The organism is Flavobacterium sp. LPB0248 (assembly GCF_013388355.1).
In the GTDB taxonomy this organism is placed as follows: domain Bacteria; phylum Bacteroidota; class Bacteroidia; order Flavobacteriales; family Flavobacteriaceae; genus Flavobacterium.
The window spans coordinates 3,951,215-3,975,248 of the sequence record NZ_CP058246.1 but is presented as its reverse complement, the minus strand read 5'-3'; the positions used below and the strand labels follow the sequence as shown (position 1 = coordinate 3,975,248).

Below are 24,034 nucleotides of genomic sequence, written 5' to 3'. Positions count from 1 at the left end.
TTTCAAATGCGAGTAAAATCTTTTAAGTCTTTTTACTCTTCTATAAGCAGCATTGTAATTTGGATCGTCTGCATACTCTCCAAAATGCTGTTTTGTATAATCTTCATACATTTCTCTTCTAAAACGTCCCATAACTATATTTTAATTATTTCCACTTATTTTTATTCTGTTTTTCCTTCTCCATAAACTCTTTGATTTTTCTTTCTTCCCATTCCTTACCCATTCCTGGAAAAACTTCAAATACTTTTAATCCGTGAAAAACTACTCCTACTCCCCACCATAACAATGGCCAGAAAAACCATAAATAACTTGGTGATGTATATAAATTTATAAAAATCAAAATTGCATTTACTAATACGAAAGCCAAAAGATTTCCATAAAAACCTTTAATATTTTCTACTTTCTTTTTGGCCTGAATATATCTTTCTTCTTCGCTTAAATTCGTTTCCATGATTATTCCCATTTTTGTTTTTTATATTTTTTTTCTAAGATGCTTCTCAATTTACGCTCTTCCCATTCGTGCCCGAAAATTTTATACGAAGCAAACAAATCGATTGCAGATCCTACCATTACAGCTGTCCAAATTATTACAATCACCCAATTAATATATTTTATGGGAAAAAATTGCAATGGCAGATTGGTATATTCTTTTAAAAGAAAAACAATCAATACAATGGTGTAAATGAACAAATGCTTGTAAAAAGATTTCAGTTGAATTACTTTTTTACTTGCCAATTCTTGCAGTATTACTTGTTCCTGATCATTACTCAAATTTGTTTCCATAATTACTTTCAAGTCGTTTTTGGTTTTCTTTATCTAAAATTTCCTGAATCTTTTTTTCTTCCCATTTCTTATTAAAAAAAGGCGGAAGACTAAAAACTTTCAATCCGTGCAAGATGATTGCAATTCCCCAACCCATTACAGACCAAATCCACCAAAGGTATCCTGGAGAAGTCATATAATTTACAATAATCACAATTGGATTACATAAAACGTAGACGGTTAAATGCTCGTAAAATCCTCTTATCTCTTTTACTTTTTTCTGAGCATCATAATAACGAACGGTTTCTGTGAAATTATTTTCCATTACTTCCACGTTTTTTGTTTGTTGTCTTTCTCTAAAATCTCACGAATTTTTCTTTCTTCCCAATCTGAGCTATATCCAAATACTTTAAAAGCATGCATGGCAACTCCAAATCCCCAGCCTAAAGCTGAAAACCAAAACCATTGAAATCCTGGTGAAAATTTTAGATTAATAAAAACTAAGAACGGAATCACACAGCAATACGAAATTATATTTCCGTAAAATCCTTTAAGTTCTTCTACTCTTTTTTTGGCTCTATAATAAGCTTTTGCCTCATCGGTATATTCTGCACTCATTTCCATAACCGTAATTTGTTTAGTTAAAATTGGAATCCTAACGGTGAAATTCTTTCCATCTTCATCAATCTTCACTTTTCTGTCTGTTACAATTCCGTATCTGTTTACAATATTCTGCAATCCAACACCTTGCCTGTCTTGCAAAACTTCTTTTTTCTGAAGATCATTCTGAATGGCCAGATAATCTTTATCAATAAAAATTCTGATATGAAGCGGTTTTTGCTCGCTCACCACATTGTGCTTTACAGTATTCTCTAGCAAAAGCTGTAAAGAAAGCGGCACCACTTTGGCTTCTGGATTGATGTTTTCTGTTGGCAATTCGTAAAACAAACTATTTTCAAAACGCATTTTCAGAAGATTCATATAGGTTTTTGCAAACGACAACTCGTCTTCAACCGAAACCAATTCTTTATCTTTCTGTTCTAAAACATATCGATAAATTTTAGACAATGAAGTAGTAAAACGCTGTGCATTATCTGGATTTTCTTCTATTAAAGAACTAAGAACATTTAAGCTGTTAAAAAGAAAATGCGGGTCTATCTGATTTTTTAAGCTTTCAAATTTGGCATTTGCCGTTCCCGCAATAATCTTTTGTTGTGTTACTTTGTTTTCCTGATAGAGTTTATAAAAATTAAGTCCATGAAAAAACAGTAAAACAATAAAAGTCATTACTGCAGATTCTATATAATTTTCAGCCTTTTCATTTGCTAAAAAACCAATAATTGTCTTATTCTCGATTATTACACTTGTAAACAAACGCAATACTCCAATTACGATCATCGACACTAAAAAAGAACTTGCAAAACCAATTAAAATTCTCTTTACTGAATATGGATTTTCTCTGAAAACTCTATCTAAAAAATCAAAAAGAACGACATTTACGATATATAAAACCACACTGTAAAGCATGCAATACAAGAAATAAATGTAAAGATTCTTGGTAAAGACTGCTGTTCCTAAAGAAGCAAACCGAATTAGAAAAGAGAACAAAAATACTATTCCTCCAACTAAGCATGCTTTTAACAAATTAGGTTTTAATATCATCATATTTATAATACTGAATTATTTACAAGTTTTTTGAATTTCTAAAGCTCTTTCTAATCCCCATTTTGGAGAATAAGGTGTTGCTGGTTTAAAAGTATTAAAAAGTTCAATAGATTTATCAACTTGCGCGCATAAAGGTTTTGTATCTACTCCTGTCCATTTTGCACCACCTAATTGATAATCGGCTTCACCAAAAACCGCTCTCGGATTGGTTGGATCCAGCGCTTTTGCTTTCGCGTAAGCTTCCATTACTTTACCAGAATATTTCATTCCATTTGTCATCGGGTCTGCTACAACATATCCTGTATAAATTAAGGCTTGCATTACATACAATTCTGAATTGGCTTGGTCTTTTATCAACTCTATATCTAATGCATCTTGCGCTTTGGTCAATAATAAATCGATTTTTGTTTTGTCTTTTTCTGTAAAAACAGCTGTCGCGTTGATCATAGCAATATAATAATTTGGCAAATAACTGTTTTTTTCTGCTGCAGCAATTCTCTCGAATAAAGCCGAAGCTTCAGCATTTTTTCCTTCTTTCCAAAGTCCGAACGCTTTGTTCATTCCTTGTTCAAATTGTGTTTGAGCCATACCTACTGCTGCAACAAATAATGCGATTAAAGTGATGATTTTTTTCATTTTATAAGTTATTTAATGGTTTGTTTAATGGATTAGTTTATGTGTTTATTTAAAAAGCAATTTCAATTTTTGAATCTTTATTGACGTTAAATTTAGCATCACTATACAAAGGAGGCCCCATAAATCCTTTTGCATTGTTTGAAGCTGCATATTCTTCTAGTGGCATCCCCATTGAGTTTCTGTCAAGCTGTCCGTTGCTATTTTCGTCGTGATACGTTGAAATTGCATATTCTCCTGCCGGAAGATTATCAAAAGTTACAACTGCTTGATTGTTTTTAATTTCGGAAGCCAAACTTTTGTAAGTTGTTTTAAGGAAAGTTCCGTCTGAATTATATAATCCTACTTTCACGATTCCTGTGTCATTTTTCAAACCTGAAACGGCAACAGTTAATTTCACATTTTGAGCAGACATTAAGCTGCAGATAAATAAAATAGTTATTGTAATAATTTTGGTCATGATTTCTATTTTTTAAGGTTCTAAGGTTCTAAGGTTCTGAGTTACTAAGCTTCTAAGGTTTTTTTATTGATGATTAAAACTCTTTTTTTAGGTTCAAAGGTTCAGAGTTGCAAAGGTTCAGAGGTTTGTTTTTCTTATTACTAATATTTAAAAAACTTTGAGCCTTTGTCACTTTGTTTCTTTGTTCCTTTTAATTTACACTTCAAAAGTATGCTGGTTTTTAGTCTTTTAAAATTAAATGATACTGAGTTGTTGATTTTTGATGATGAATTGTTTTCTTCCCAGGTGCAGAGGGTCAGAGTTGCAAAGGCTCAAAGGTTTTTTCTTTCTAAATTTTGAAGAACAAACACAAAGATTTTAGTATTTAAAACTTTTAACCATTTGAAGAAACCTCTGAACCTTTGCACCTTTGCCACTTTGCTACTAAAAAACTACAAGTTTTTCAACTGATTCTCATTCTTATTCTGGCTGATCGTCCAGAAGAAACCTACAAAGAAGAATCTGTCTGCTGTTGGCACTACCGCTTGTCTTTGATACACTCCACTTGCATCTGGATTTTTTGCATAATCGTATCCGAAAACATTTTTCGTTCCTAAAACATTCGAAACTGAGAAATAAAGGATTTTTTGTGTCGTTAATAAATATGCCCAGCTGAAGCTTAAACTATTGTAAGATTTTGTTTTTCCGTTCATAAACTGTGTCTGATTCGGATCGTTGTATGGACGACCTGAGCTGAAACTGTTTGTTAAACTAACCTGAGATTTCCAATCTGTAATAAAATATTTTGCTACAACAGATAAGTTATGATTGGCAATAAAACTTGGAGTCGCCATGTTTGGAAAGTTTTTATATTGTCTTTCTGAATTGATATAAGAATATGAAATCCAATATTCTAGGTTTTTGTGCAAATTGCTGTCTTTCCAAAATAAATCGAATCCTTTTGCATAACCAGATCCATTATTATTAAAAACCGAATTGTACTGAATATCTCTTGTGTCGTATTGCACTAAATTGCTGTAATCTTTATAATAAGCCTCTGCTCTAAGTGTTTGACCTATTCTTGTAAACGTATAATTAAAAATATAATGTCTTGCTTTTTCGCTTTCAAACTGATGGTATTTAGAAAATTTAATGTAATCTACAACTGGTGTTTGAGAATAATCTCCATAAGCAAACGAGAACTGACTGTTTTTTGAAGCTTTATATCCTAGTGAAGCTCTTGGCGCAATATTGTTTTCGTTTAATAAACTGTTGTTTGAATATCTTAAACCAACTTTTAAGGCTAGTCTTTTAGAAAATAAAATATCACCTTCAGTATACGCTGCAAAAATGTTTGAATCATAACCATTTGTAACATTAAGCGAAATATTATCGGCTACGTTTTCATCGTATTTTGTAATGAAATAATCACTTCCGAAAGACAATTTAAAAAAGTTTGAAAATTTCTTGCTTAATTTCAATTTCAGCTGAGCGGCATTTTCTTGGTTTTCGATTCCAGTAATATCATATTTCAATTTGTTTTTGCTGTAACCATAGCTCACTCCAGAAGTAATCTGCCATCCAGTTCCAAAACTTCCTTTGTAAGATGAATTCAAATAGAAGTTATTATTGTTCATATCAGTTCGAATTGGATTTTCGAAATTGACGTTTTTCTGATTCAAATCAAATTTTTCAGAATCAAAAGAAGCATACAGCTTAAATATTCCGTTTGTGAAGTTGTATCTGTAAACCGTCTCACCTCCAAGCGATTGATAAGGATTATTCCAATCTACATTTTGCGGAATAACAGCTTGATAAGGCGCTAAATTCACATACATCATATTTACACTCAATGAACTTTTTTTGAATTTCTGTGTATTTCCTAAACTCAAACCAACCGTCATTAATCCGATATCCGTTTTTTCATGATCTTCTTCGTCTTGAGTATTTAAAAGTAAAACACTCGACAAGGCTTCACCATATTCTGCAGAATAACCACCTGTAGAAAAAGCGATTCCACTAAACAAAAAAGGAGAAAAACGGCTTCTTGTAGGTAAGTTATTTGTAGTTGCGCCATAAGGTTGCGCTACACGAATTCCGTCAACAAAAGTCTGTGTTTCGCTTGCTTCTCCTCCACGAACAAACAAACGTCCGTCTTCACCAACCGTTTGAGTTCCTGGCAAAGTCTGCAAAGCCGCCACTATATTTCCTGCAGAACCTGCTATTGTAACAATATCTAGCGGTTTCAAAACAGAAACTCTCGATTTCTCTCCAGATTCTAAAGTTCCAGCTGTAATAATAACAGCATCCAAAGTATTAATGTTCTCTTTTAATTTTACTATTTGATCTTTATAATTAGCAACATCAATTTCTTGTTTGTAGGTCTCGAAAAGTAAAAAACTTACCACTAAAAATTTATTTCCAGTTTCTGTAGTTTCAAAAGAAAATTCTCCAGTTTCAGAACTTGTTGCTCCGTCGTAAGTTCCGTCAATATAAATATTAGCTCCAGCTACCGGTTTCCCTTTTGGATCTACTACTTTCCCAGAAATAGTATTTTGAGCAAAAATTAAAGCTGTAAAAAATAAAAAGCTAATAGTAAAAAATAATTTGGTTTTCATGTCATCCTTGGTTTTTGATGAAGCAAATGTATTTTAACAATTCATGTTAAAAAATATATAATAACCCAATTGTAGATTTTCGAGGATGAGTTGTAAAATACTAATTTGTATCTTAGTAACGTGTTTCTAAAAACTATTAACTATGTCAGAAAGTAAAAGAGTTTCGAATTTATATCAATCCATATATAATGGAAATCCATGGCTTGAAGTGACCTTGGCAGATACTTTGAAAGATGTAACTGCAGCTCAGGCTTATAAAAAAATCAATCCTAATTTAAACACGATTTGGGAAATTGTCAATCACCTAATACAATGGAGAAGAAACATATTAAAACGTGTTCAAGGAGAAATAATTACAACTCCCGATCATAATTATTTTGTGCCAATTTTAGATTCATCTGAGCCCGCTTGGGAACAATCACTGCAAAGTCTTGCAAAATCTCAGGAATTATGGAGTGCTTGTCTGAGTAATTTTAATGATGAGGATTTTGAGAAAATAGATCTAAACAATAATCACAATTTTTATGAAGATATTCACGGAATCATTCAGCATGACGTGTATCATTTGGGACAGATTGTTATTTTGAAGAAATTGCTTTAAAAATTCATCATCATGAAAAAGTCACTTTTAATTTTTGTTTTTTTAGTAATGAGTACAATCGGCTTTTCACAAGAATCCGAAATTAAATATGATGAAGCTCTGGCCAAATCACTTCATGCCGACGAATACGGAATGAAGAAATATGTTTTTTGTCTTCTAAAATCCGGAAGTAATACAACAGCTTCTAAAGAAGAAAGTAAAAAACTTTTTGAAGGACACATGGAAAACATTGGCAAACTAGCCAAAGAAGGAAAACTGGTTGTTGCAGGACCTTTCATGAAAAATGATCGAAATTATCGTGGCATTTATATTTTTAATGTCGAAACTGTGGAAGAAGCCAAAGCGCTTGTTGCAACCGATCCGGCAATAAAAGCCAATTTACTCGAAGCCGAATTAACGCCTTGGTACTGCACCGCAGCTTTGCAGGAAATTCCGAAAATGCATGAAAAAATTGCCAAGACGAAAATGTAAAATATGAAAACAGAAAAAGAAAAAATGATCTCTGGCGAATATTATAATGCCTTTGATCCAGAATTAGTAAAAGGACGCCGTGCGGCAAAAAACCTTTTACACAGCTTAAATGTAAAAGAATATAGAGTTACCAAAAAAGCAAAAGAGATTCTAAAAGAATTAATTCCGAATGCTGGAGCTGGTCTTTATATTGAACCTCCTTTTCATTGTGATTACGGTTACAATATTTTTGCTGGCGAAAATGTTTATTTTAATGTGAATTGTGTGGTTTTAGACTGTGCGCCAGTAAATATTGGCTCGAATGTATTTATTGCACCAAATGTTCAGATTTATACCGCTTCACATCCGCTTGACGCTGAACTAAGAAAAACATTAGAAAATGCATATCCCGTAACCATTGGAGACGATTGCTGGATTGGCGGAAATTCGGTTATCTGCCCAGGTGTAACCATCGGAAAAGGTTGTGTTATTGGAGCCGGATCTGTGGTTACAAAAGATATTCCAGACAATTCGCTTGCTGTTGGAAATCCGGCAAAAGTTATTCGAAAATTAAATCAAGAACCTGAATCAAAAAAATAATGCTTACCCTTAATAAAGTTCATCATATTGCCATTTTATGTTCCGATTACGAAAAATCGAAATATTTCTATACTCAGATTTTAGGCTTAACCATTATTCGTGAAATTTACCGCGAAGAACGCCAATCGTACAAATTAGATTTGGCTTTGAATGGCTCTTATGTTATCGAATTATTTTCATTTCCAAATCCGCCACAAAGACCTTCAAGACCAGAAGCAGTAGGTTTAAGACATTTGGCATTTGAAGTCATTAATCTGGAAGAAACGATTGCTTTTTTAACTTCAAAAAACATAGAATCGGAACCAATCAGAATTGATGAAACAACCGAAAAACGTTTCACTTTTATTGCAGATCCAGATTTATTGCCGATTGAGTTTTATGAGAGATAAGCTTTTTGTCACAAAGGTACTAAGACGCAAAGTTTTCTCTCATTTTTTGTCATTTAGACGAAGGAGACTCGAGCGATAGCGAACTGACGAAGCAAATCTCCACGAGAAGCTCTGCAAAGATTGGCGATTTTGATTGCGGAGCTACTTGTGGAGATTTCTCCTTCGTCGAAATTGTAAAGGTTAGATATTTCGGTAACAAAATTTAACTTTAATAAATTTTGTTGCGATGAGAAATAACAGTCAGGATTCAACATTAGAAAGAAACTATTTARAGAAGTATCGATTTTTGATAAGAGAATATGAGCAGGTAAAAAGTAAAACTCATCCAGTGCATAAAAAGGCGATGGATTTTTATAAGGCAAATGACACCTGCAGAAAAAGTTTCTTAAAGTATTATAACCGCTATAAGCAGAGCGGTAAGTCTTTAGATTTACTGCCTCAAAAACGTGGTCCAAAATACAAGACAAGACGTCCTGTGCCTTTTATAGAACAAAAAGTAATAGAATTAAGAGAAAAAGGAAACAACAAATATGAAATTGTTAGTATCTTAAAGCCAAAATTAGGAAAGAACACACCTTCATATTCAGGGGTTTATAATATTCTTAAACGTAACCAAATAAACAGGTTAACTCCGAAGATTAARAAGAATCATCAGAAAATAATCAAGGAAAGAATGGGACAGCTGGGTCATATTGATTGTCATTATTTAAGTAAAAGCATAATTCGGGGAGAAAACAAAAAGCTCTATTTAGTGTGTGTAATTGATGATTACAGCCGGATTGCCTGGGCTGAATTAGTTCCAGACATTACCAGTTTAACAGTTATGTTTGCTGCATTAAAATGCTTAAACATCTTAAGTGATCATTATGAGATAAAATTTGAAGAGATTTTATCTGACAATGGCCCTGAATTTGGAATCAAAACCAGCCAGCAGAAATACAACCATCCTTTTGAGAGAATGCTTATAGAATTAGGAATTGTCCATAGACATACAAAACCTTACAGACCACAGACAAACGGTAAAGTTGAACGTTTCTGGAGAACTCTCGAAGATGATCTGCTTAGAGAAACTGATTTTGATTCTCTGGAAGAACTAAAAGAAGAATTATTACAATATTTATATTACTATAATCACGAAAGACCGCATCAGGGAATTGATGGAAAAAAGCCAATCGAAATGATAAATCCGTTACCGAAATAAGTGACTTTTACAGAAATGACAAACTGCCTGTTTAATCGTTGCCTTAAATAAAAAATCTTTGTGCCTTTGCGTCTTTGTGGCAAAAACAACATCGACAGAATTTTCCTGTTTATATCCATTTTAACACACTAAAATGAATATTTCCTAGAAAAAACCGAATTTGATACTTAATTTTGTAATCCGCAGAAAAAAATGCGATTCTCAAACTTATAATGATGAACAAAACGGCGCAAATCAAAAAAAATCATCAATTAATCAAACTCCGAAAATTAGTTATTGTTTCTATCTTAATTGGCTTTCTTTCTGCCTTTCTCGGAATTTCACTAAAAAAAATAACTGAATATTACGAAGAAATCTTCTTTCACGAAGTTTCAGTTCATCCCATATTTTATATCATATTTCCGGTTTTCGGTTTGTCGGTAATTTATTTCTTAAGACAATATCTTTTTAAGAAAAAAGAAAATAAAGGAATCAAAGAGGTTTTTGAAAGCACTGCATCAAAATCTAAAAATCTACCTTCTTATAAAATTCCATCTCACTTTATAAACGGATTATTAACGGTTATTTTTGGAGGTTCAACAGGAATTGAAGTTTCTACCGTTGTAGCTACAGCAACTATTGGTTCTGTAGCACACGAAAAAGAAAATGTTTTCCGCCAGTACAAAACAGAACTAATTTGCGCGGGAGTTGCTGCAGGAGTTACAGCACTTTTTAGCAGTCCGATTGCGGGAATTTTATTTGCTTTCGAAGTAATTTCCAGAAAAGTCACAAAAGCATTTATTATTTCAAATGTAATTGCGGTTTCGATAGCATTTGGTTTGCTAACGATTTTAAAAGAGGAACCATTATTTGCCGTTTCCATCACGACATGGAACTTAAAAGCGATTCCGTACTTCATTCTTTTAGGAATTTTAGCAGGAATGAATTCTGTTTATCTAACTCGCTGTGTTTTATTCTTCAAATCGCAATTTGGAAAAATCGATACGCATTATTACAAAATTATTTTAGGATCTGCGGTTTTAAGTATTTCATTATTCTTTTTTCCTCAATTATACGGAGAAGGTTATCATGCCATCAAAGGGATTTTTGGTCCTTCATCTCAGCTTCCGCTAACCATTACATTGGCTTTAACATTTATCGGAATATTGATTCTAAAACCAATTGTAACTTCTATTACATTGGCTTCTGGCGGTGACGGTGGTGTTTTCGCGCCAAGTTTATTTATCGGAGCCTTTTTAGGATTATTGTTAGCTTCTATCTTAAACAGCTTTTTTCATGTAAATGTAATTCCAGTTAACTTTATGATTATCGGAATGGCTGCGGTTCTAAGCGCCAGTATCCATGCGCCTTTTACAGCTATTTTTCTGGTTTGCGGGTTAACAAATGATTATACTTTGTTTTTGCCAATCATGGTTGTTTGCCTGATTTCAAAATACACAGCAAAAATGATTTATCCGTACACCGTATACAGTTATTCTCCAAGTTTAATCAAGTAAAACTGTAATCTACAGATTTACAAAGCAATAAAAAATAATATACAGCAAAGTATATTTAAAAGCATAACGCATAAAATATAATACCACAATAATGCCAACTGAAAAAATAAAAAGAAGCTACCGCAAAACACGTTACATTCTTTATAAAGAAACTTTAATCGATTATAAAGAGCATTTTTGGTCCTTTTTAGGTTCATTTGTCGGAATTGGGATTCTTTCTTATCTCGATGCTTCACAATTTGCAGGAAGTGATATGCTCTTTTTAATTGGTTCTTTTGGTGCGTCGAGTGTTTTGATCTACGGAATTATACAAAGTCCGTTTTCACAACCGAGAAATCTCGTGGGCGGACATCTAATTTCGGCTTTTATTGGAGTTACCATCAATAAATTGGTTCCAGACATTGTTTGGATTTCGGCTCCGCTGGCAGTTTCTCTATCTATAATTTTTATGCAGATTACCAAAACACTTCACCCGCCAGGTGGCGCAACGGCATTAATTGCAGTAACGGGCTCTGCTCAAATAAAAGGTTTAGGCTATATGTATGTGATTTCTCCCGTATTAACAGGCGTTTCGATCTTACTTATAACTGCATTGATTTTTAATAATATGACTTCAAGCAGAACTTACCCAAGTCACAGCACTTATCATAAACACTATCATAAAATTAGAAAAAGATTATCTAGGAAATAGTTGCCCGATATATCCCAACTGTCACCCTGAGCGGAGTCGAAGGGTTTACCTATTGAAAAAAGGCTTCGACTTCGCTCAGCCAAACAAACTAATTGAAAATTAACTTTCTAAAATCTTTTCAACAAATCGTAATTCATGATTCGAATTTCGTTTTTTATATTTTACCTTTGACCTCTCAATAAAAACAAAGATTATGGTTTATAAATTTAGAGTTATTCTAGACGCCGAAGAAGATATTTTTAGAGACATTGCTATTCTTGAGGAAGATACACTTGAGGATTTACACAATGCAATCTTCAATGCTTTTGGCTTTGACGGATCAGAAGTGGCTTCATTTTATACTTGTGACGACACTTGGAATCAGGAAGATGAAATTCCGCTTTTTGATACGGGAGATGTTCCTGGCGAAATAAGAACCATGAACGATTATCCGTTATCTAGTATCTTAGACAAAGAAAACACAAAGATTATCTACGTTTACGATTTCATCAGTATGTGGACATTCTTAGTCGAATTGGCTGCAGTCGAAGATGAAACCGTTGGAGCAACTTACCCTGAAACTTTATTCTCTCACGGTGAAATGCCAGACGAAGCTCACGAAAAAAACTTCGAAGCCGATGACATACACGACGATATCTACGGAGAATTTGAAGACGACCTAGACGAAGACGATCTTGACATGTTCGAAGGAGACGACAGCTTCGAAGATTATGGATTTGAGGAGAACTGGAATTAGTTTTTGAGGTTCAAAGAGGCATAGGTACAAAGGCTCAGAGGTTTTCTTAAAATCCGACGATTTTAAATGTAATATTTTTCTTTATTTTTATATTTTAATTCTTAAAATATAAAATGAAAACTTTTCGCGACCTTTTAATCTGGCAAAAATCTATGAATCTGGTAACTGAAATTTACCAATTAACAAATTCATTTCCAAAAGAAGAAATTTATGGACTATCTTCACAAATCAGAAGATGTTCAATATCAATACCAAGTAACATTGCGGAAGGATATGGCAGAGATGGAAATAGTGATTATTTGAGATTTTTAAATATTTCAATATCATCATTATTTGAAATGCAGACTCAGCTTGAAATTTCATTCAATCTAAAATATATAACCGAGTACCAATTCAGTAAAATAAATGGAGAAAGCAGAGAATTAGAACGAATGTTAAGTTCTTTTATTCGAAGAATAAAAGACAGAAAATAACCTTTGTACCTTTGAACCTCTGCAACTCTGAACCTATAAACACATGATTAATCTTTTCAACACCCACATCGACACGCTGTCAATACACCGCGTAGGAAACAAAAGCCGTAACGAAGCAATTTTTTTATCGGAGCAGCCATTTAATTTAAATGACGAGATCGTTCCTTTGATAAAAGAATTCTTTTTTAAGCCTTTTAGAGAAAAAGAAGAAAACTATTATCAGTTTGCACACGAAGTGGACTTGGATTACAACGACATGTTTAAATATGCAACTGAGATTTTTGCTAATCCGTCAAATGTACATGAGGTTTCTAAAAACATCACAAAACATTTATACGAGCAGTCTAATCACCCGCACATTAAAAACGGAGAGGTTTATGTGACTTATTTGACCAACTTAAGCATCGATAATAATGTTGTAGATGCAATCGGAATTTTTAAAAGTGAGTTACAGGCAGACTTTTTACAGTTTGAAGAAAACAACAGTAACCTTGAAATGATTTTACAACAGGGAATCAACCTAAATAAATTAGATAAAGGATGTTTGATTTTCAACTACAAAAAAGAAGAAGGATACAAAATCTTAACTGTAGATAGCAACCGTTACGATGCGCGTTACTGGTTAGAGCACTTTTTATCTGTTGATGCTTTTGAAGATGAAAATTTCATCACAAAAAAATATTTAAAGTTCTGTCAAAACTTCGCAAAAGATGTGGTTTTGCCAGCAGAAGACAAGAAAGAGGAAGTAATGTTTATGAACCGATCTGTGAATTATTTCGCTAAAAATGATCAGTTTGAAGAGCAGAATTTCTTGAATGAAGTACTAGACAATCCTGATTTGATTCCTGAATTTAAAAACTATAAAGTTGATAAAGGAGAAAAATACAGCATCGAAGATGTAACCTCATTCCCTATCGCCAACGCAGCAGTTTCTGACGCTAGAAAATCGATTAAAAACGTCATTAATTTGGATACTCATATTCAGATTAAAATGGATTTTATTAATCCTGAAAGTGCAGAAAAATTTGTTGAAAAAGGCTGGGATGAAGAAAAACAAATGTATTACTACTTAGTTTACTTCAACAAAGAAGAGAAAAGCTAAGAAGTTTTCATTTTCTATTACTTACTTAAAACAGAAAACGGCAATTACAAAAGTAACTGCCGTTTTTTTATTGTCTTAAATTTTAATGTTATAAAACCGAGAATACGGCTTTTACAATATCATCGTACACTTGTTTGTTCCTTTCTCCCGTGCGAGCCAAAACTCGAATTCCGGAGTAATTATTAAAGATAAATCTAGCCAAAACTTTTGCATCCAGCTGTTTGGAAATATGTCCCGCCTCCTGCCCTTTTTTAACAGCATTTGTAAAAACTTCTTCCATAGTTTGGCTATTGTCTTTTACGATTTTGGCAATTTCTTCATCATGCATAGCTAGTTCTACAGAAGAATTAACCATAAAACAGCCTTTTGTAATTCGATCTTCTAAACTTTCGAGCACAGCTTGCTTAAAAATAGCCTGCAAAGTTTCTTTGACATTCTCAGATTTTTCTAAAAGTTCTTTTACCGCATCTTGTGCCTGTTCCTGATAACGTTTTAAGGACTTTGTAAACAATTGCTGCTTATCGCCAAAAGTATCGTACAAACTAGAACGACTTAAACCTAAATGCGTCACCAAATCTTGTGCAGAAGTTCCGTTGTAACCTTTGTGCCAAAAAATTTCGATTGCTTTATCCAAAGCCTGATCTTCATTAAATTCTTTCGTTCTAGCCATGACATTCAAATTAAATTCATTTACAAAGATACAAAAATACGGAACAATCGTTCCTGAATTGATCAAAAAAATTATAGTACGGTATTTACGATAAGTCCACCATCAACCACAATTTCAGATCCAGTAATAAATGAAGCATCATCTGAAGCTAAGAAACTAACTGTTTTTGCAACTTCAGCAGCTTGTCCAAAACGTTTCAATAAAATTTTCTCTCCCAAAGCAGATCCTAATCCTTCTACTTCTTCTTTTTCTAAACCAACTTTTCCGTACAATGGTGTTTCAATTGGACCAGGAGAAACCGCATTTACTCTAATTTTTCTTGAAGCCAATTCAACAGCAAAAACTTTATTTAAAGATAATACAGCTGCTTTACTTGCGGCATAAACACTAGAATTAGGCATTCCGACATGAGCATTTACTGAAGTATTAAAGATAATTGAAGCCCCGTCATTTAAAATTGGCAACACTTTTTGAACTGTAAAATACACTCCTTTTACGTTGACATTCATAATACTGTCATAATGATCTTCTGAAGCTGAATCTAGCGGTGCAAAAGCTGCAATTCCAGCATTCAAGAATAAAATATCAACTTTACCAAATTTTGATTTTACTTCTTCAACCAAATTATCAATTGATTTTAAATCTGATTGATCGGCTACAATTCCAGTAACATTCAATTCTTTTTCCGCTTTTGCCAAAGCTTCTTTGTTTCTTCCTGTTACAATTACTTTTGCTCCTTTTGCTGCTAAATCTGCTGCAGCTGCATATCCAATTCCACTGTTTCCACCTGTCACGATTGCTACTTTGTTTTCTAAATTTTTCATTTTATTTATTATTTAAGTTATTGATTATTCAATTATTATGATACAAAGATATAATAACGGAACGATCGTTCCGTTATTATTAAAGTTAATTTTATGTTAAAATATTTAACTTAGAATAGAAACGCCCGTCAAATAAGGAATTATCTATAGAATGATAAACGAAAGAAATCGCAAAATGAGGTTGATTCTTAATTTATGCTTAATTTTGCATTAAAAAATAACTCAGATGGATATTCAATTTTTTAAAGAAAGTCCTTTTACCACTATAATTTCATTTCACAAGCTAATTGAATCTTTTGAAGAAATTGCGCAGTCAGATGTTGATTACAGATCAAATTATGCCAAAGCAATTTTAGAACAAATTGAATTAATTCCGGAACTAAGGACTGGAATCCAGGATTATTCGGTTATCAAAAACAATGAAGCTTTAATTAAAAATATATTAGCCGATTTATTTCCGACTGCATTGACGCACAACGAAATAAAAGCGGTAACGATTCCTTTTCAAAACATCTCCTTTAATTATACAGAGCGTTTCAAAAAAATCCTCAAAAATGCGGGAGACGAATTTTATATGGAAATTCGTGATTTTAGCGACCATCAATTCTACATCAATAACTGCTGTTTAATTTTAAGCAGTTATTACAAGCAGCATATCGATTTCAATCAGCCATTTTTCTATGACATTCCAGATGAAAATGGTATTGAAAAGCATTATCGTATTTTATACAATGCTGATTTTATGGAAATTATTCCGACTGAAAACGCTATTTCTTTAACTCAGGAAGATATTGATCAATTACTTGATAATTATAACGATATCAATTTATGGAAATCTAAATTCCCAAAAGGAAGCTGGATTTTAAGAGGTTTCGGAATTGTTTCTTTATTTGATGCAACAACAGAGAGTGCTATTTCTATTTTGAAAAGCAGTTTGTTAAAACCTGGTCCAAAAACAGTTGCTACAGATCAGGAAGTTTCTAATATTTTCCAGTCCATTTTTAATCTCCCAAATTTAAAAGTCGGATTTATTATCTATAATCCTGAGGAAGAGAAATTTATGCGACCTGCAAAATACGAGAATCAGTTGAAGAGCTTTTTACTTTCTGCCGATCAGGAAGTAGATTGCAAGAACGCTTTTTTTGGATGTTCTTTCGAAAATCTATTAGACAATAAAGAACCTTTTGTAATATCTAATGTTAGCAAATTCACAGAAGAATCAACAAACAAAAGACTTGGCGAACATTTACTTACTCAAGGTATTCAAAGTTGCATCTTTGCTCCTGTAATTAAAAGCGGACATCTATTAGGCGTTGTCGAACTGGTTTCTGAAAACCCGAGAGATTTAAACAGTGTCAATGCCACAAAATTAGATTTGGTTCTACCGTATTTAACTGATACTATTGATCGTTATAATACCGATATGCAACATCAGATTGAAGCGATTATTCAGCGTGAATACACTACGATTCACCCTAGCGTATATTGGAAATTCAAAAGAGAATCTCAGAACTATTTTCAAAATATGAATCATACTAAAGATTATATTTTTAAAGAAATCGTTTTTAAAAATGTATATCCGCTATATGGACAAATTGATATTAAAGGTTCTTCTGAACATCGTAATGAAACGGTAAAAATTGATTTGAAAAGTCAACTGACAGCTCTTATGGAAATTTTTGATAATCAAGAAGAAAACTCAAATTTAGTTCTTCTTGAACAAAGAAAATTTGAATTGGAATCGCTTCGAAGCGAATTGGATTATCCATTAAAAGCTGATACAGAACAGCATATACAGCGTTATATTGAAGAAGAAATTCATCCGATACTGAAAAACACTAAAAGTAATGCTAAATCTGAGAAGTTAGAGCAATTATACTTTGATAGTCTAGACGAAAAAACAGGAATGTTTTATCAGGAAAGAAAGAAATTTGACAATGCTATGTCGATCATCAATAAAAGATTGGCAACGGTTTTGGATAGAAAACAAGTTGAAGCGCAGCAGATTTATCCACATTATTACGAACGTTTTAAAACGGATGGTGTTGAGCATAATTTATATATCGGAGCTTCAATTTCGCCAACAAAACCTTTCGATATTATGTATTTGCACAATCTTCGTTTGTGGCAATTGCAAACGTTATGCGAAATGGAATTGGAACACCATGAACTTAAAGAATCTCTTCCATACGAATTGGATGTTACTTCGTTAATTCTTGTTTTCAGTTCTGCGCTTTCGATCCGTTTTAGAATGGATGAAAAACGTTTTGATGTAGATGGAACTTATAATGCGAGATATGAAGTTGTTAAAAAACGAATTGACAAATCGCATATTAAAGGAACAAACGAAAGAATTACCGAGAAAGAGAAAATTACAATTGTATATTCTCAAAATAGCGAAGAAGCAGAATATTTAAAATACATTAAATATCTGCAGCATAAAAAAATTCTTGAACCTTCAATTGAACAATTTGAAGTTGAAGATCTACAGGGAGTTTCTGGTTTAAGAGCAATTCGTGTCAAAGTAATCAACAATAGTTCAAACCCAGGACTTAAGAAAATAACTTATCAGGATTTATTAGATGAGCTCAACTAAATAGTTGAGCTTTTTTTTGCAACTTAACGTTTAAAAACTTTGTCAAAGTTTGAAACTTTGACAAAGTTAATTAGCTTTAAATAGACTTAAAAGCAATCACAAACGCAATCACCGTTATGATAATTCCGAACATAAAAAAGTTATAGGCAATTCGGAGTAAATTATATTTTCGCTGTAAAACCAATCCCAGATAATACAAATCTTTGATCATTGTCGAGTACAAATAATCACGATCTTTCATCATTTCGTTCATTGCCCAATCATAATCTTCGAGAGGCATTTTGTAGAAATTTCCAAAAAACATCAGATTCACTTTTTTAGCTTCAACATCATCTCTTGTAAAAAATCCTGATGTCACTTTTGGACGTGTCGAAAGAATCGCAAAAATAATTGTAATTACACTCGACATTAGCATAATAAATGTTGGAACAACCAAATGCGCATTTTTGGGACTATCCAGTTTTGGAATAATAGATGATAATGCAATCGAGATAATAATCGCATTTACAGACAATAAAATATTAGCTTTACTATCGGCAATACCGCTTAAACGAGTATGGTTTCCAAGCGTGACACGAAATAAAGTATCGATCCCGCGATCTGGTTTTTCTATTTTATCTTTCTTTTTGTTTTCTTCTTCTAGCGCTGCAGCTGCTTTCAATTCCTGTTTATTGATTTTTTTCTGAATTAATAATAGATTTTTTTCTTTCAAAGGCTGCCATTTTCTCAAGGCATAATCAGTATAAAATCTATGCTTGTTTAATAAAAAATTGAGGTTTTCTCTTGTCCATTCGGCATTAGAAAAACTAACTATTCCAGCATTTTTCAATTCCAAACGCAATAATTCGCAAGTTGTAGCATATTCCGCTCCCATTAAATGAGCGTAATCTGCGTCTCTTATAATTTTTTCAAGATGCGTTTTTGGTTCATATTCTTTAACTGTAGCCAGAATCAGACTTGAAACGAGTGCTATAAATTCTTCCGATTTTCCTTTTTCGCGCAAAAAGTTGGCGGCAATTTCGGTACTTTTCTTCTCATGATTTTCATACCCTTCAATATATCCGGTGTCGTGAAACCATGCAGCCACCAAAAGCGCTTCCTTGTCCTCACCACTTACATCTTCTTTTTTGCAAAGTTCTTTTACTGCTGTAACAACCGTAAAAGTATGATTAAAATTATGGTAAGAATATAAATTAGAAAGTTTATCTTTGAGTAAATTCCCGACAAAATCCTCGGATTGTTCTATTAGATTCATAAAGAATATTTTTATACCACTAAATTATGAAATTGTTTTTGGATAATCATTTTATTGCCAAGATTAAAAACTTTTTAATAGCAATAGTGGCACTCTTCATTGTTTATTCCTGCGCGACCCGCAAACCGCAATATGGAAAAAGTGTAAGTGCCAACGAAACAGAAAACGCAACAGATACCATAAAAATTGCACACACCTTTTTTCTTGTTGGTGATGCTGGAAATGCCGACGAAGAACAGGCACAGCAGACACTGGAACTTTTACATCAAAAACTAAAAAAAGCGAGCAAAAAATCGACATTGCTTTTCTTGGGTGATAATATTTATCCGAAAGGTTTTCCGAGTGACAAACATTCTGAAGATAAAGCTTTGGCAGAAACTAAATTAACGAATCAACTAAAATTAACTCAAGGTTTTAAAGGAAAAACAATCGTAATTCCTGGAAATCATGATTGGTACAGTGGCATCAAAGGTTTGGAGCGTCAGTCTGATTTTGTGACGAAATATTTAAACGATAAAAAAGCATTTCTTCCGAGAAAATCTTGTCCTATCGAAAATGTAAAAATTGACAGCGTTACGACGTTGATAGCTATTGATAGTGAGTGGTTTCTGGAAGATTGGAACGATCACCCAACTATAAATGACAATTGCGAAATCAAAACTAGAGAAGCTTTTTTTGAAGAGTTAGAAGGACTTTTAAATAAAAATCAGGAAAAGACAGTTGTCTTAGCCATTCATCATCCGCTATTAAGTAATGGGACACATGGCGGACAATTTTCATTAGAAAAACAGTTATTTCCTTTAGAGCAAAAAATTCCGCTTCCGGTAATTGGTTCCTTCATTAATTTGTTGCGAAAAACATCTGGCGCAAGTCCGCAGGACATTCAAAATAAACAATACACGATTTATGCTAAAAGAATTAAAACGCTTTTGCAAAAACAGAAAAATGTAATTGTAGTTTCAGGTCATGATCATAATTTACAATATATCAGCAAAGAAAATATTCAGCAGATTATTAGTGGCGCAGGATCAAAATCGGAAGCTGCAAGAGCTATTAGTCCATACGATTTTTCATATGGAGGAAATGGTTATGCAACACTGACAATGTTTAAAAGCGGAGATGCAAAAGTTTCTTTTTATGGAAATGAAAATGGCAAAGAAAAACTGCTTTTCGAACGTGAAATAATAAAAGCCAAAGAAATCAATTGGGCTTCAGATATTCCAAATAAGTTTCCTGCAACTGTGACCACTTCTATTTATTCTCCAAAAATGACTCAAAAAAGTGCATTTCACAAATTTCTATTCGGTCAGCATTATAGAAAATATTATAGTATGCCAATTGAAGCTACAACAGCGACAGTTGACACTTTAAAAGGCGGACTAAAACCAATTCGCGAAGGTGGAGGACATCAGTCCATTTCCTTGAGAATGTCAGATCCTCAAGGGCGTGAATATGTGATGCGTGCTATGAAAAAAAGTGCGACAACATTTTTACAATCAGTAGCTTTTAAAGATCAATATGTGGTAAATGAATTTGAAAAAACATACGCCGAAGATTTTTTATTTGATTTTTATACGACTTCCCATCCTTATTCTTCTTTTGCGATTGGAAGCATGTCTGATCAAATTGGACTTAGGCATACTAATCCAATTTTATATTATATACCGAAGCAAAATGGTTTGGGCGAGTTTAATGCAAGTTTTGGAGATCAGTTGTATATGGTTGAAGAAAGGCCTGCTGACAATCATCTTGACGGCAAAAATTTTGGAAAACCAAGCAACATTATCGGAACTGATGATATGATGTTGAATCTTCATAAGGACGAAAAATATACTGTCGATGAAAAAGAATATATTAAAGCGCGTTTATTTGATATTCTTTTAGGTGATTGGGACCGACACAGCGATCAATGGCGTTGGGCTGAATATAAAGAAGATGGAAAAGTAATTTACAGACCTATTCCTAGAGATCGCGACCAGGCTTTTGTAAAATACGACGGTGCTTTGCTTTCACTTATAATGAATATGCCTCCTCTTCGTCACATGAGATCTTTTAAAGGGGATCGAATCAATGTAAAATGGCTTGGAAGAGAACCTTATCCAATGGATTTAGCATTTCTAAAAACTGCCGGAGAAAAAGACTGGGTTGAACAAGCCAAATACATTCAAGAAAACCTGACAGACGCAGATATTGATCTAGCTTTCAAGAATATGCCAAAAGAAGTTCAGGACGAAACGGTTGATGAAATCAAAGCAAAACTAAAAAGCAGAAAAAAAGATCTTCAGAAATATGCTCGCGAATATTCTGATGTGTTAGATAAAACCGTCATGATTGCGGGAACAGATAAAAAAGACAAGTTTGTTTTAAATCATAATGTAAAGAAAGGAATTGAAATTCAGGTTTTCAGAATTAAAAAAGAAGGCGATGAATTGCTTTATACCAAAAATGTAACCGACGACAAAACCAAAAATCTTTGGATTTACGGACTAGACGATAATGATGTTTTTGAAGTAAAAGGAGATCAAAAATCTAGCATTAAAATTCGTTTGATTGGAGGCCAGAACAATGATACTTACAATATTGAAAACGGAAGAAAGGTTATTGTTTACGATTTCAAATCAAAAGAAAACACTTATAATCTCGATTCTAAAACTCAAACACAGCTTACAGACGATTACGAAGTTAATGCCTACAATTATGAAAGACCTAAATATAATGTAGTTTCTGGTCTTCCAAACATTGGATACAATCCAGATGATGGAGTAAAAATGGGAGTTAACGTAAATTATACTGTTAATAATTTTAAACAAAATCCGTACACGCAAAGACATATTTTTAATGCTTTCTACTACTTTGCTACTGGAGGTTTAGAGTTTAATTATGCTGCACATTTCCCTGGATTATTAGGCAAATGGGTTATTGATGTGGAATCATTGTATACAACTCCGAATTTTGCGATGAATTATTTTGGTTATGGAAATGAATCGCAATATGATGATAATTTAGGAATGGATTACAATCGTGTCCGCATTAGAAAATTTAATGCTTCGGGTGCCATTCGCCATGTTGGAAGATATGGAAGTGAGTTTAGCGTTCAGCCAATCTTCCAGAGAATGACTGTTGAAGATACCGAAAACAGATACATTAATATTCCTGGAATTGTAAATCCAGATGTATTTGACAGTCAGAATTACGGAAGCTTAAAAGTAAAATATCAGTTTAAAAATTCAGATTTTGCCACAAAACCAACTTTAGGGATGGCTTTTATGATTGCAGCAACTTGGACAGCTAATTTAGATGACACAAAGAAAAATTTCCCAACTCTGGAAAGCTTCTTAGGATTTACTCATAAAATCGATCATAACGGAAAACTAATATTAGCCACTTACGTTAAAGGAAAGGCTATTTTCAACAATAATTATGAATTCTACCAAGGTGCTTCTTTAGGAGGAGACACGGATTTACGCGGCTATAGAAATGAGCGTTTCTTAGGAAGTTCGTATTTCTCTCAAAGTTCAGATTTACGTTTAACTATTGGAAAAATCCGCAAAACAATTGTCCCATTTACTTATGGAATTTTAGGTGGTTTCGACTACGGAAGAGTCTGGCTTGATGGTGAAGAATCAAGAAAATGGCACCAAGATTACGGCGGTGGACTTTGGTTGAATGCCATAAATGTTATTACAGCTAGAATCTCATATTTTAAGTCTCCTGACGAAGTTGGAAGATTGATTTTTGGAGCAGCATATAGTTTTTAAAAAAGGTGCTAAGGTACTGAGATGCTAAGGCTCTAAGGTTTTCTCTACTATGAGCTAAAAAAAATAGCCACGAATTCACGAATAATTTAATTAAAATTCGTGAATTCGTGGCTAATCTTTTCTTAGTATCTCAGCACCTTAGAACCTTAGCGACTTAGAAGAAACTCATAAACCTTTCCTCCTATTTTATTTGTTTTTTCGTCGGCTATAAGTAAGGTGTTGTTGTCTTTAAAAACAATGGCTTCTTTTTGCGAGAAGTGATTCAGATTAATTTCGGTTTGAGTTCCTTTATGAAATAAATCTCCTTTAAATCCTTTAAACAAAAGCACTTTGTCATGACTTAATAAAGCAACTTTTTTTCCGTCTGGACTAATTGATGCACTTGTCAGCACACAATGATTATAATTGTTGCATGTTTTAAATTCTCCAATCTTTACTGCTTTCTGAGTTCCAGCGGCATTCTTGATTTTGTAAATAAAAGCAGTTCCGTCAAAACCTTTGCTTCTGTTTTTGGTAAATAGATAGAAATAGCCGTTCAGTTCAAAGAAACCTTCAACATCATAGAACATTTCTTTTTTCTTTGGAGGAAATTCTGTTTGTTCTGGGTATGAAAATGAAATTTTATATTCGGCTTTAGCCACACCATTATTCAATTGATTTTTTGCGACTTTATAAATACACAAATCTCTTCTTTCGTTATCATTATTTCCAAAATCACCAATGTAAATATTTCCACTTTTATCTTTAGTAATATCTTCCCAATCTACATTTGTGGCATTCGAAATTGTGATTGTTTTAGCTAATTTTCCTTTAGAATCGATGGCATAAAGAGCATTTTTATTTCCACTATCTTCTAAAGTATAAAGAGTGTTGGTTTCAGGAAAATACGTAATCCCAGAAACTTCCTTTAATTTCTTTGGAAGGGAATAAAGCTCTTTTAAATCAGAACCTGATTGCTTCTGGCAAGCTAGTAAAACTATAGAAACAACAACTAAAAAAGATTTTTTCATAAGATTTATTTTTTTTAAAACCATATAAGTTATATAAGATAATTTAAGGAGCATGACTTAATGAA

Annotated in this window: 23 protein-coding genes; 12 read left to right on the top strand and 11 right to left on the bottom strand. The window is 33.0% G+C overall.

The window, feature by feature from the left end; all coding sequences use genetic code 11:
- Positions 1 to 145 precede the first annotated feature (145 nt).
- The 7 genes from LPB248_RS17005 to LPB248_RS16975 form a co-directional block, all read right to left on the bottom strand.
- Positions 146 to 451: a 2TM domain-containing protein gene (locus tag LPB248_RS17005; RefSeq protein WP_255462965.1), complete on the bottom strand. Its 306-nt coding sequence runs from the start codon at positions 449 to 451 to the stop codon at positions 146 to 148.
- A 2-nt stretch (positions 452 to 453) separates the two neighbouring features.
- Positions 454 to 783 carry a 2TM domain-containing protein gene (locus LPB248_RS17000; protein WP_177212468.1) on the bottom strand — a complete coding sequence of 110 codons (330 nt, stop codon included), beginning with the start codon at positions 781 to 783 and terminating at the stop codon, positions 454 to 456.
- Complete coding sequence (locus LPB248_RS16995; RefSeq protein ID WP_177212467.1) at positions 764 to 1,087, bottom strand: 2TM domain-containing protein; 324 nt, start codon at positions 1,085 to 1,087, stop codon at positions 764 to 766. Before LPB248_RS16995 ends, LPB248_RS17000 begins: the two co-directional genes overlap by 20 nt.
- A complete protein-coding gene (locus LPB248_RS16990; RefSeq protein WP_177212569.1) occupies positions 1,087 to 2,424 on the bottom strand; it encodes a 2TM domain-containing protein in 1,338 nt (445 codons plus the stop codon). The genes LPB248_RS16995 and LPB248_RS16990 overlap by 1 nt, the downstream gene beginning before the upstream one ends.
- Positions 2,425 to 2,442: 18 nt before the next feature.
- Positions 2,443 to 3,063: a hypothetical protein gene (locus tag LPB248_RS16985; RefSeq protein WP_177212466.1), complete on the bottom strand. Its 621-nt coding sequence runs from the start codon at positions 3,061 to 3,063 to the stop codon at positions 2,443 to 2,445.
- Positions 3,064 to 3,112: 49 nt separating this feature from the next.
- On the bottom strand, positions 3,113 to 3,520 hold the full coding sequence (locus LPB248_RS16980; RefSeq protein ID WP_177212465.1) for a DUF2141 domain-containing protein: 408 nt from the start codon (positions 3,518 to 3,520) through the stop codon (positions 3,113 to 3,115).
- A 431-nt stretch (positions 3,521 to 3,951) separates the two neighbouring features.
- The gene (locus LPB248_RS16975) at positions 3,952 to 6,117 is read right to left on the bottom strand and encodes a TonB-dependent receptor (protein WP_177212464.1); all 2,166 of its coding nucleotides are present in this window, start codon (positions 6,115 to 6,117) and stop codon (positions 3,952 to 3,954) included.
- Positions 6,118 to 6,259: 142 nt separating this feature from the next.
- Here LPB248_RS16975 and LPB248_RS16970 point away from each other — a divergent pair, with 142 nt between their 5' ends.
- The 10 genes from LPB248_RS16970 to LPB248_RS16925 all read left to right on the top strand — a co-directional run bounded on the left by LPB248_RS16970 (position 6,260) and on the right by LPB248_RS16925 (position 13,856).
- Positions 6,260 to 6,718, top strand: a complete 459-nt coding sequence (locus LPB248_RS16970) for a DinB family protein (protein WP_177212463.1) — start codon at positions 6,260 to 6,262, stop codon at positions 6,716 to 6,718.
- A 12-nt stretch (positions 6,719 to 6,730) separates the two neighbouring features.
- On the top strand, positions 6,731 to 7,189 hold the full coding sequence (locus LPB248_RS16965) for a YciI family protein (RefSeq protein WP_177212462.1): 459 nt from the start codon (positions 6,731 to 6,733) through the stop codon (positions 7,187 to 7,189).
- A 3-nt stretch (positions 7,190 to 7,192) separates the two neighbouring features.
- Positions 7,193 to 7,768, top strand: coding sequence for a sugar O-acetyltransferase (locus LPB248_RS16960; protein ID WP_177212461.1), 576 nt, complete (start codon positions 7,193 to 7,195; stop codon positions 7,766 to 7,768).
- Entirely contained in the window at positions 7,768 to 8,157 is a 390-nt protein-coding gene (locus LPB248_RS16955) for a VOC family protein (RefSeq protein WP_160782056.1), read from the top strand. Before LPB248_RS16960 ends, LPB248_RS16955 begins: the two co-directional genes overlap by 1 nt.
- Before the next feature lie 226 nt (positions 8,158 to 8,383).
- The gene (locus tag LPB248_RS16950; RefSeq protein WP_177212460.1) at positions 8,384 to 9,358 is read left to right on the top strand and encodes an integrase core domain-containing protein; all 975 of its coding nucleotides are present in this window, start codon (positions 8,384 to 8,386) and stop codon (positions 9,356 to 9,358) included.
- Positions 9,359 to 9,570: 212 nt separating this feature from the next.
- Positions 9,571 to 10,854 (top strand): chloride channel protein, encoded by a 1,284-nt coding sequence (locus tag LPB248_RS16945; protein WP_410504074.1) that lies wholly within the window; start codon positions 9,571 to 9,573, stop codon positions 10,852 to 10,854.
- A gap of 91 nt (positions 10,855 to 10,945) precedes the next feature.
- Positions 10,946 to 11,545, top strand: a complete 600-nt coding sequence (locus LPB248_RS16940) for an HPP family protein (RefSeq protein ID WP_177212459.1) — start codon at positions 10,946 to 10,948, stop codon at positions 11,543 to 11,545.
- Positions 11,546 to 11,738: 193 nt separating this feature from the next.
- On the top strand, positions 11,739 to 12,281 hold the full coding sequence (locus tag LPB248_RS16935; protein WP_177212458.1) for an IS1096 element passenger TnpR family protein: 543 nt from the start codon (positions 11,739 to 11,741) through the stop codon (positions 12,279 to 12,281).
- Positions 12,282 to 12,394: 113 nt separating this feature from the next.
- Entirely contained in the window at positions 12,395 to 12,754 is a 360-nt protein-coding gene (locus tag LPB248_RS16930) for a four helix bundle protein (protein ID WP_111426596.1), read from the top strand.
- Between the two features lie 43 nt (positions 12,755 to 12,797).
- On the top strand, positions 12,798 to 13,856 hold the full coding sequence (locus LPB248_RS16925; protein WP_177212457.1) for a nucleoid-associated protein: 1,059 nt from the start codon (positions 12,798 to 12,800) through the stop codon (positions 13,854 to 13,856).
- A gap of 88 nt (positions 13,857 to 13,944) precedes the next feature.
- Here the strand turns inward: LPB248_RS16925 and LPB248_RS16920 are convergent, their stop codons facing one another.
- Both LPB248_RS16920 and LPB248_RS16915 read right to left on the bottom strand, forming a co-directional pair.
- Positions 13,945 to 14,526, bottom strand: coding sequence for a TetR/AcrR family transcriptional regulator (locus LPB248_RS16920; RefSeq protein WP_177212456.1), 582 nt, complete (start codon positions 14,524 to 14,526; stop codon positions 13,945 to 13,947).
- A 71-nt stretch (positions 14,527 to 14,597) separates the two neighbouring features.
- Positions 14,598 to 15,350, bottom strand: a complete 753-nt coding sequence (locus LPB248_RS16915; RefSeq protein WP_177212455.1) for an SDR family oxidoreductase — start codon at positions 15,348 to 15,350, stop codon at positions 14,598 to 14,600.
- Between the two features lie 226 nt (positions 15,351 to 15,576).
- Between LPB248_RS16915 and LPB248_RS16910 the strand changes: the two genes are divergently transcribed.
- Entirely contained in the window at positions 15,577 to 17,946 is a 2,370-nt protein-coding gene (locus LPB248_RS16910) for a GAF domain-containing protein (RefSeq protein WP_177212454.1), read from the top strand.
- Between the two features lie 76 nt (positions 17,947 to 18,022).
- Here LPB248_RS16910 and LPB248_RS16905 read toward each other — a convergent pair whose 3' ends face one another.
- Positions 18,023 to 19,201 carry a Pycsar system effector family protein gene (locus tag LPB248_RS16905; protein WP_177212453.1) on the bottom strand — a complete coding sequence of 393 codons (1,179 nt, stop codon included), beginning with the start codon at positions 19,199 to 19,201 and terminating at the stop codon, positions 18,023 to 18,025.
- A gap of 26 nt (positions 19,202 to 19,227) precedes the next feature.
- Between LPB248_RS16905 and LPB248_RS16900 the strand changes: the two genes are divergently transcribed.
- Entirely contained in the window at positions 19,228 to 22,959 is a 3,732-nt protein-coding gene (locus tag LPB248_RS16900) for a metallophosphoesterase (protein ID WP_177212452.1), read from the top strand.
- A gap of 146 nt (positions 22,960 to 23,105) precedes the next feature.
- On the opposite strand, the gene LPB248_RS16895 is transcribed toward LPB248_RS16900, so the two are convergent.
- Positions 23,106 to 23,969 (bottom strand): SdiA-regulated domain-containing protein, encoded by an 864-nt coding sequence (locus tag LPB248_RS16895; protein ID WP_177212451.1) that lies wholly within the window; start codon positions 23,967 to 23,969, stop codon positions 23,106 to 23,108.
- Between the last annotated feature and the right edge of the window lie 65 nt (positions 23,970 to 24,034).

What these genes read in the sequence shown, in the direction of transcription:
- LPB248_RS17005 (WP_255462965.1), bottom strand. Translation starts at nt 451, where the DNA reads ATGGAAACGAATTTAAGCGAAGAAGAAAGATATATTCAGGCCAAAAAG.
- LPB248_RS16895 (WP_177212451.1), bottom strand. Translation starts at nt 23,969, where the DNA reads ATGAAAAAATCTTTTTTAGTTGTTGTTTCTATAGTTTTACTAGCTTGC.
- LPB248_RS16925 (WP_177212457.1), top strand. Translation starts at nt 12,798, where the DNA reads ATGATTAATCTTTTCAACACCCACATCGACACGCTGTCAATACACCGC.
- LPB248_RS16905 (WP_177212453.1), bottom strand. Translation starts at nt 19,201, where the DNA reads ATGAATCTAATAGAACAATCCGAGGATTTTGTCGGGAATTTACTCAAA.
- LPB248_RS16990 (WP_177212569.1), bottom strand. Translation starts at nt 2,424, where the DNA reads ATGATATTAAAACCTAATTTGTTAAAAGCATGCTTAGTTGGAGGAATA.
- LPB248_RS16955 (WP_160782056.1), top strand. Translation starts at nt 7,768, where the DNA reads ATGCTTACCCTTAATAAAGTTCATCATATTGCCATTTTATGTTCCGAT.
- LPB248_RS16960 (WP_177212461.1), top strand. Translation starts at nt 7,193, where the DNA reads ATGAAAACAGAAAAAGAAAAAATGATCTCTGGCGAATATTATAATGCC.
- LPB248_RS16900 (WP_177212452.1), top strand. Translation starts at nt 19,228, where the DNA reads ATGAAATTGTTTTTGGATAATCATTTTATTGCCAAGATTAAAAACTTT.
- LPB248_RS16970 (WP_177212463.1), top strand. Translation starts at nt 6,260, where the DNA reads ATGTCAGAAAGTAAAAGAGTTTCGAATTTATATCAATCCATATATAAT.
- LPB248_RS16985 (WP_177212466.1), bottom strand. Translation starts at nt 3,063, where the DNA reads ATGAAAAAAATCATCACTTTAATCGCATTATTTGTTGCAGCAGTAGGT.
- LPB248_RS16975 (WP_177212464.1), bottom strand. Translation starts at nt 6,117, where the DNA reads ATGAAAACCAAATTATTTTTTACTATTAGCTTTTTATTTTTTACAGCT.
- LPB248_RS16980 (WP_177212465.1), bottom strand. Translation starts at nt 3,520, where the DNA reads ATGACCAAAATTATTACAATAACTATTTTATTTATCTGCAGCTTAATG.
- LPB248_RS16965 (WP_177212462.1), top strand. Translation starts at nt 6,731, where the DNA reads ATGAAAAAGTCACTTTTAATTTTTGTTTTTTTAGTAATGAGTACAATC.
- LPB248_RS16915 (WP_177212455.1), bottom strand. Translation starts at nt 15,350, where the DNA reads ATGAAAAATTTAGAAAACAAAGTAGCAATCGTGACAGGTGGAAACAGT.
- LPB248_RS16945 (WP_410504074.1), top strand. Translation starts at nt 9,571, where the DNA reads ATGATGAACAAAACGGCGCAAATCAAAAAAAATCATCAATTAATCAAA.
- LPB248_RS17000 (WP_177212468.1), bottom strand. Translation starts at nt 783, where the DNA reads ATGGAAACAAATTTGAGTAATGATCAGGAACAAGTAATACTGCAAGAA.
- LPB248_RS16935 (WP_177212458.1), top strand. Translation starts at nt 11,739, where the DNA reads ATGGTTTATAAATTTAGAGTTATTCTAGACGCCGAAGAAGATATTTTT.
- LPB248_RS16920 (WP_177212456.1), bottom strand. Translation starts at nt 14,526, where the DNA reads ATGGCTAGAACGAAAGAATTTAATGAAGATCAGGCTTTGGATAAAGCA.
- LPB248_RS16930 (WP_111426596.1), top strand. Translation starts at nt 12,395, where the DNA reads ATGAAAACTTTTCGCGACCTTTTAATCTGGCAAAAATCTATGAATCTG.
- LPB248_RS16995 (WP_177212467.1), bottom strand. Translation starts at nt 1,087, where the DNA reads ATGGAAAATAATTTCACAGAAACCGTTCGTTATTATGATGCTCAGAAA.
- LPB248_RS16910 (WP_177212454.1), top strand. Translation starts at nt 15,577, where the DNA reads ATGGATATTCAATTTTTTAAAGAAAGTCCTTTTACCACTATAATTTCA.
- LPB248_RS16940 (WP_177212459.1), top strand. Translation starts at nt 10,946, where the DNA reads ATGCCAACTGAAAAAATAAAAAGAAGCTACCGCAAAACACGTTACATT.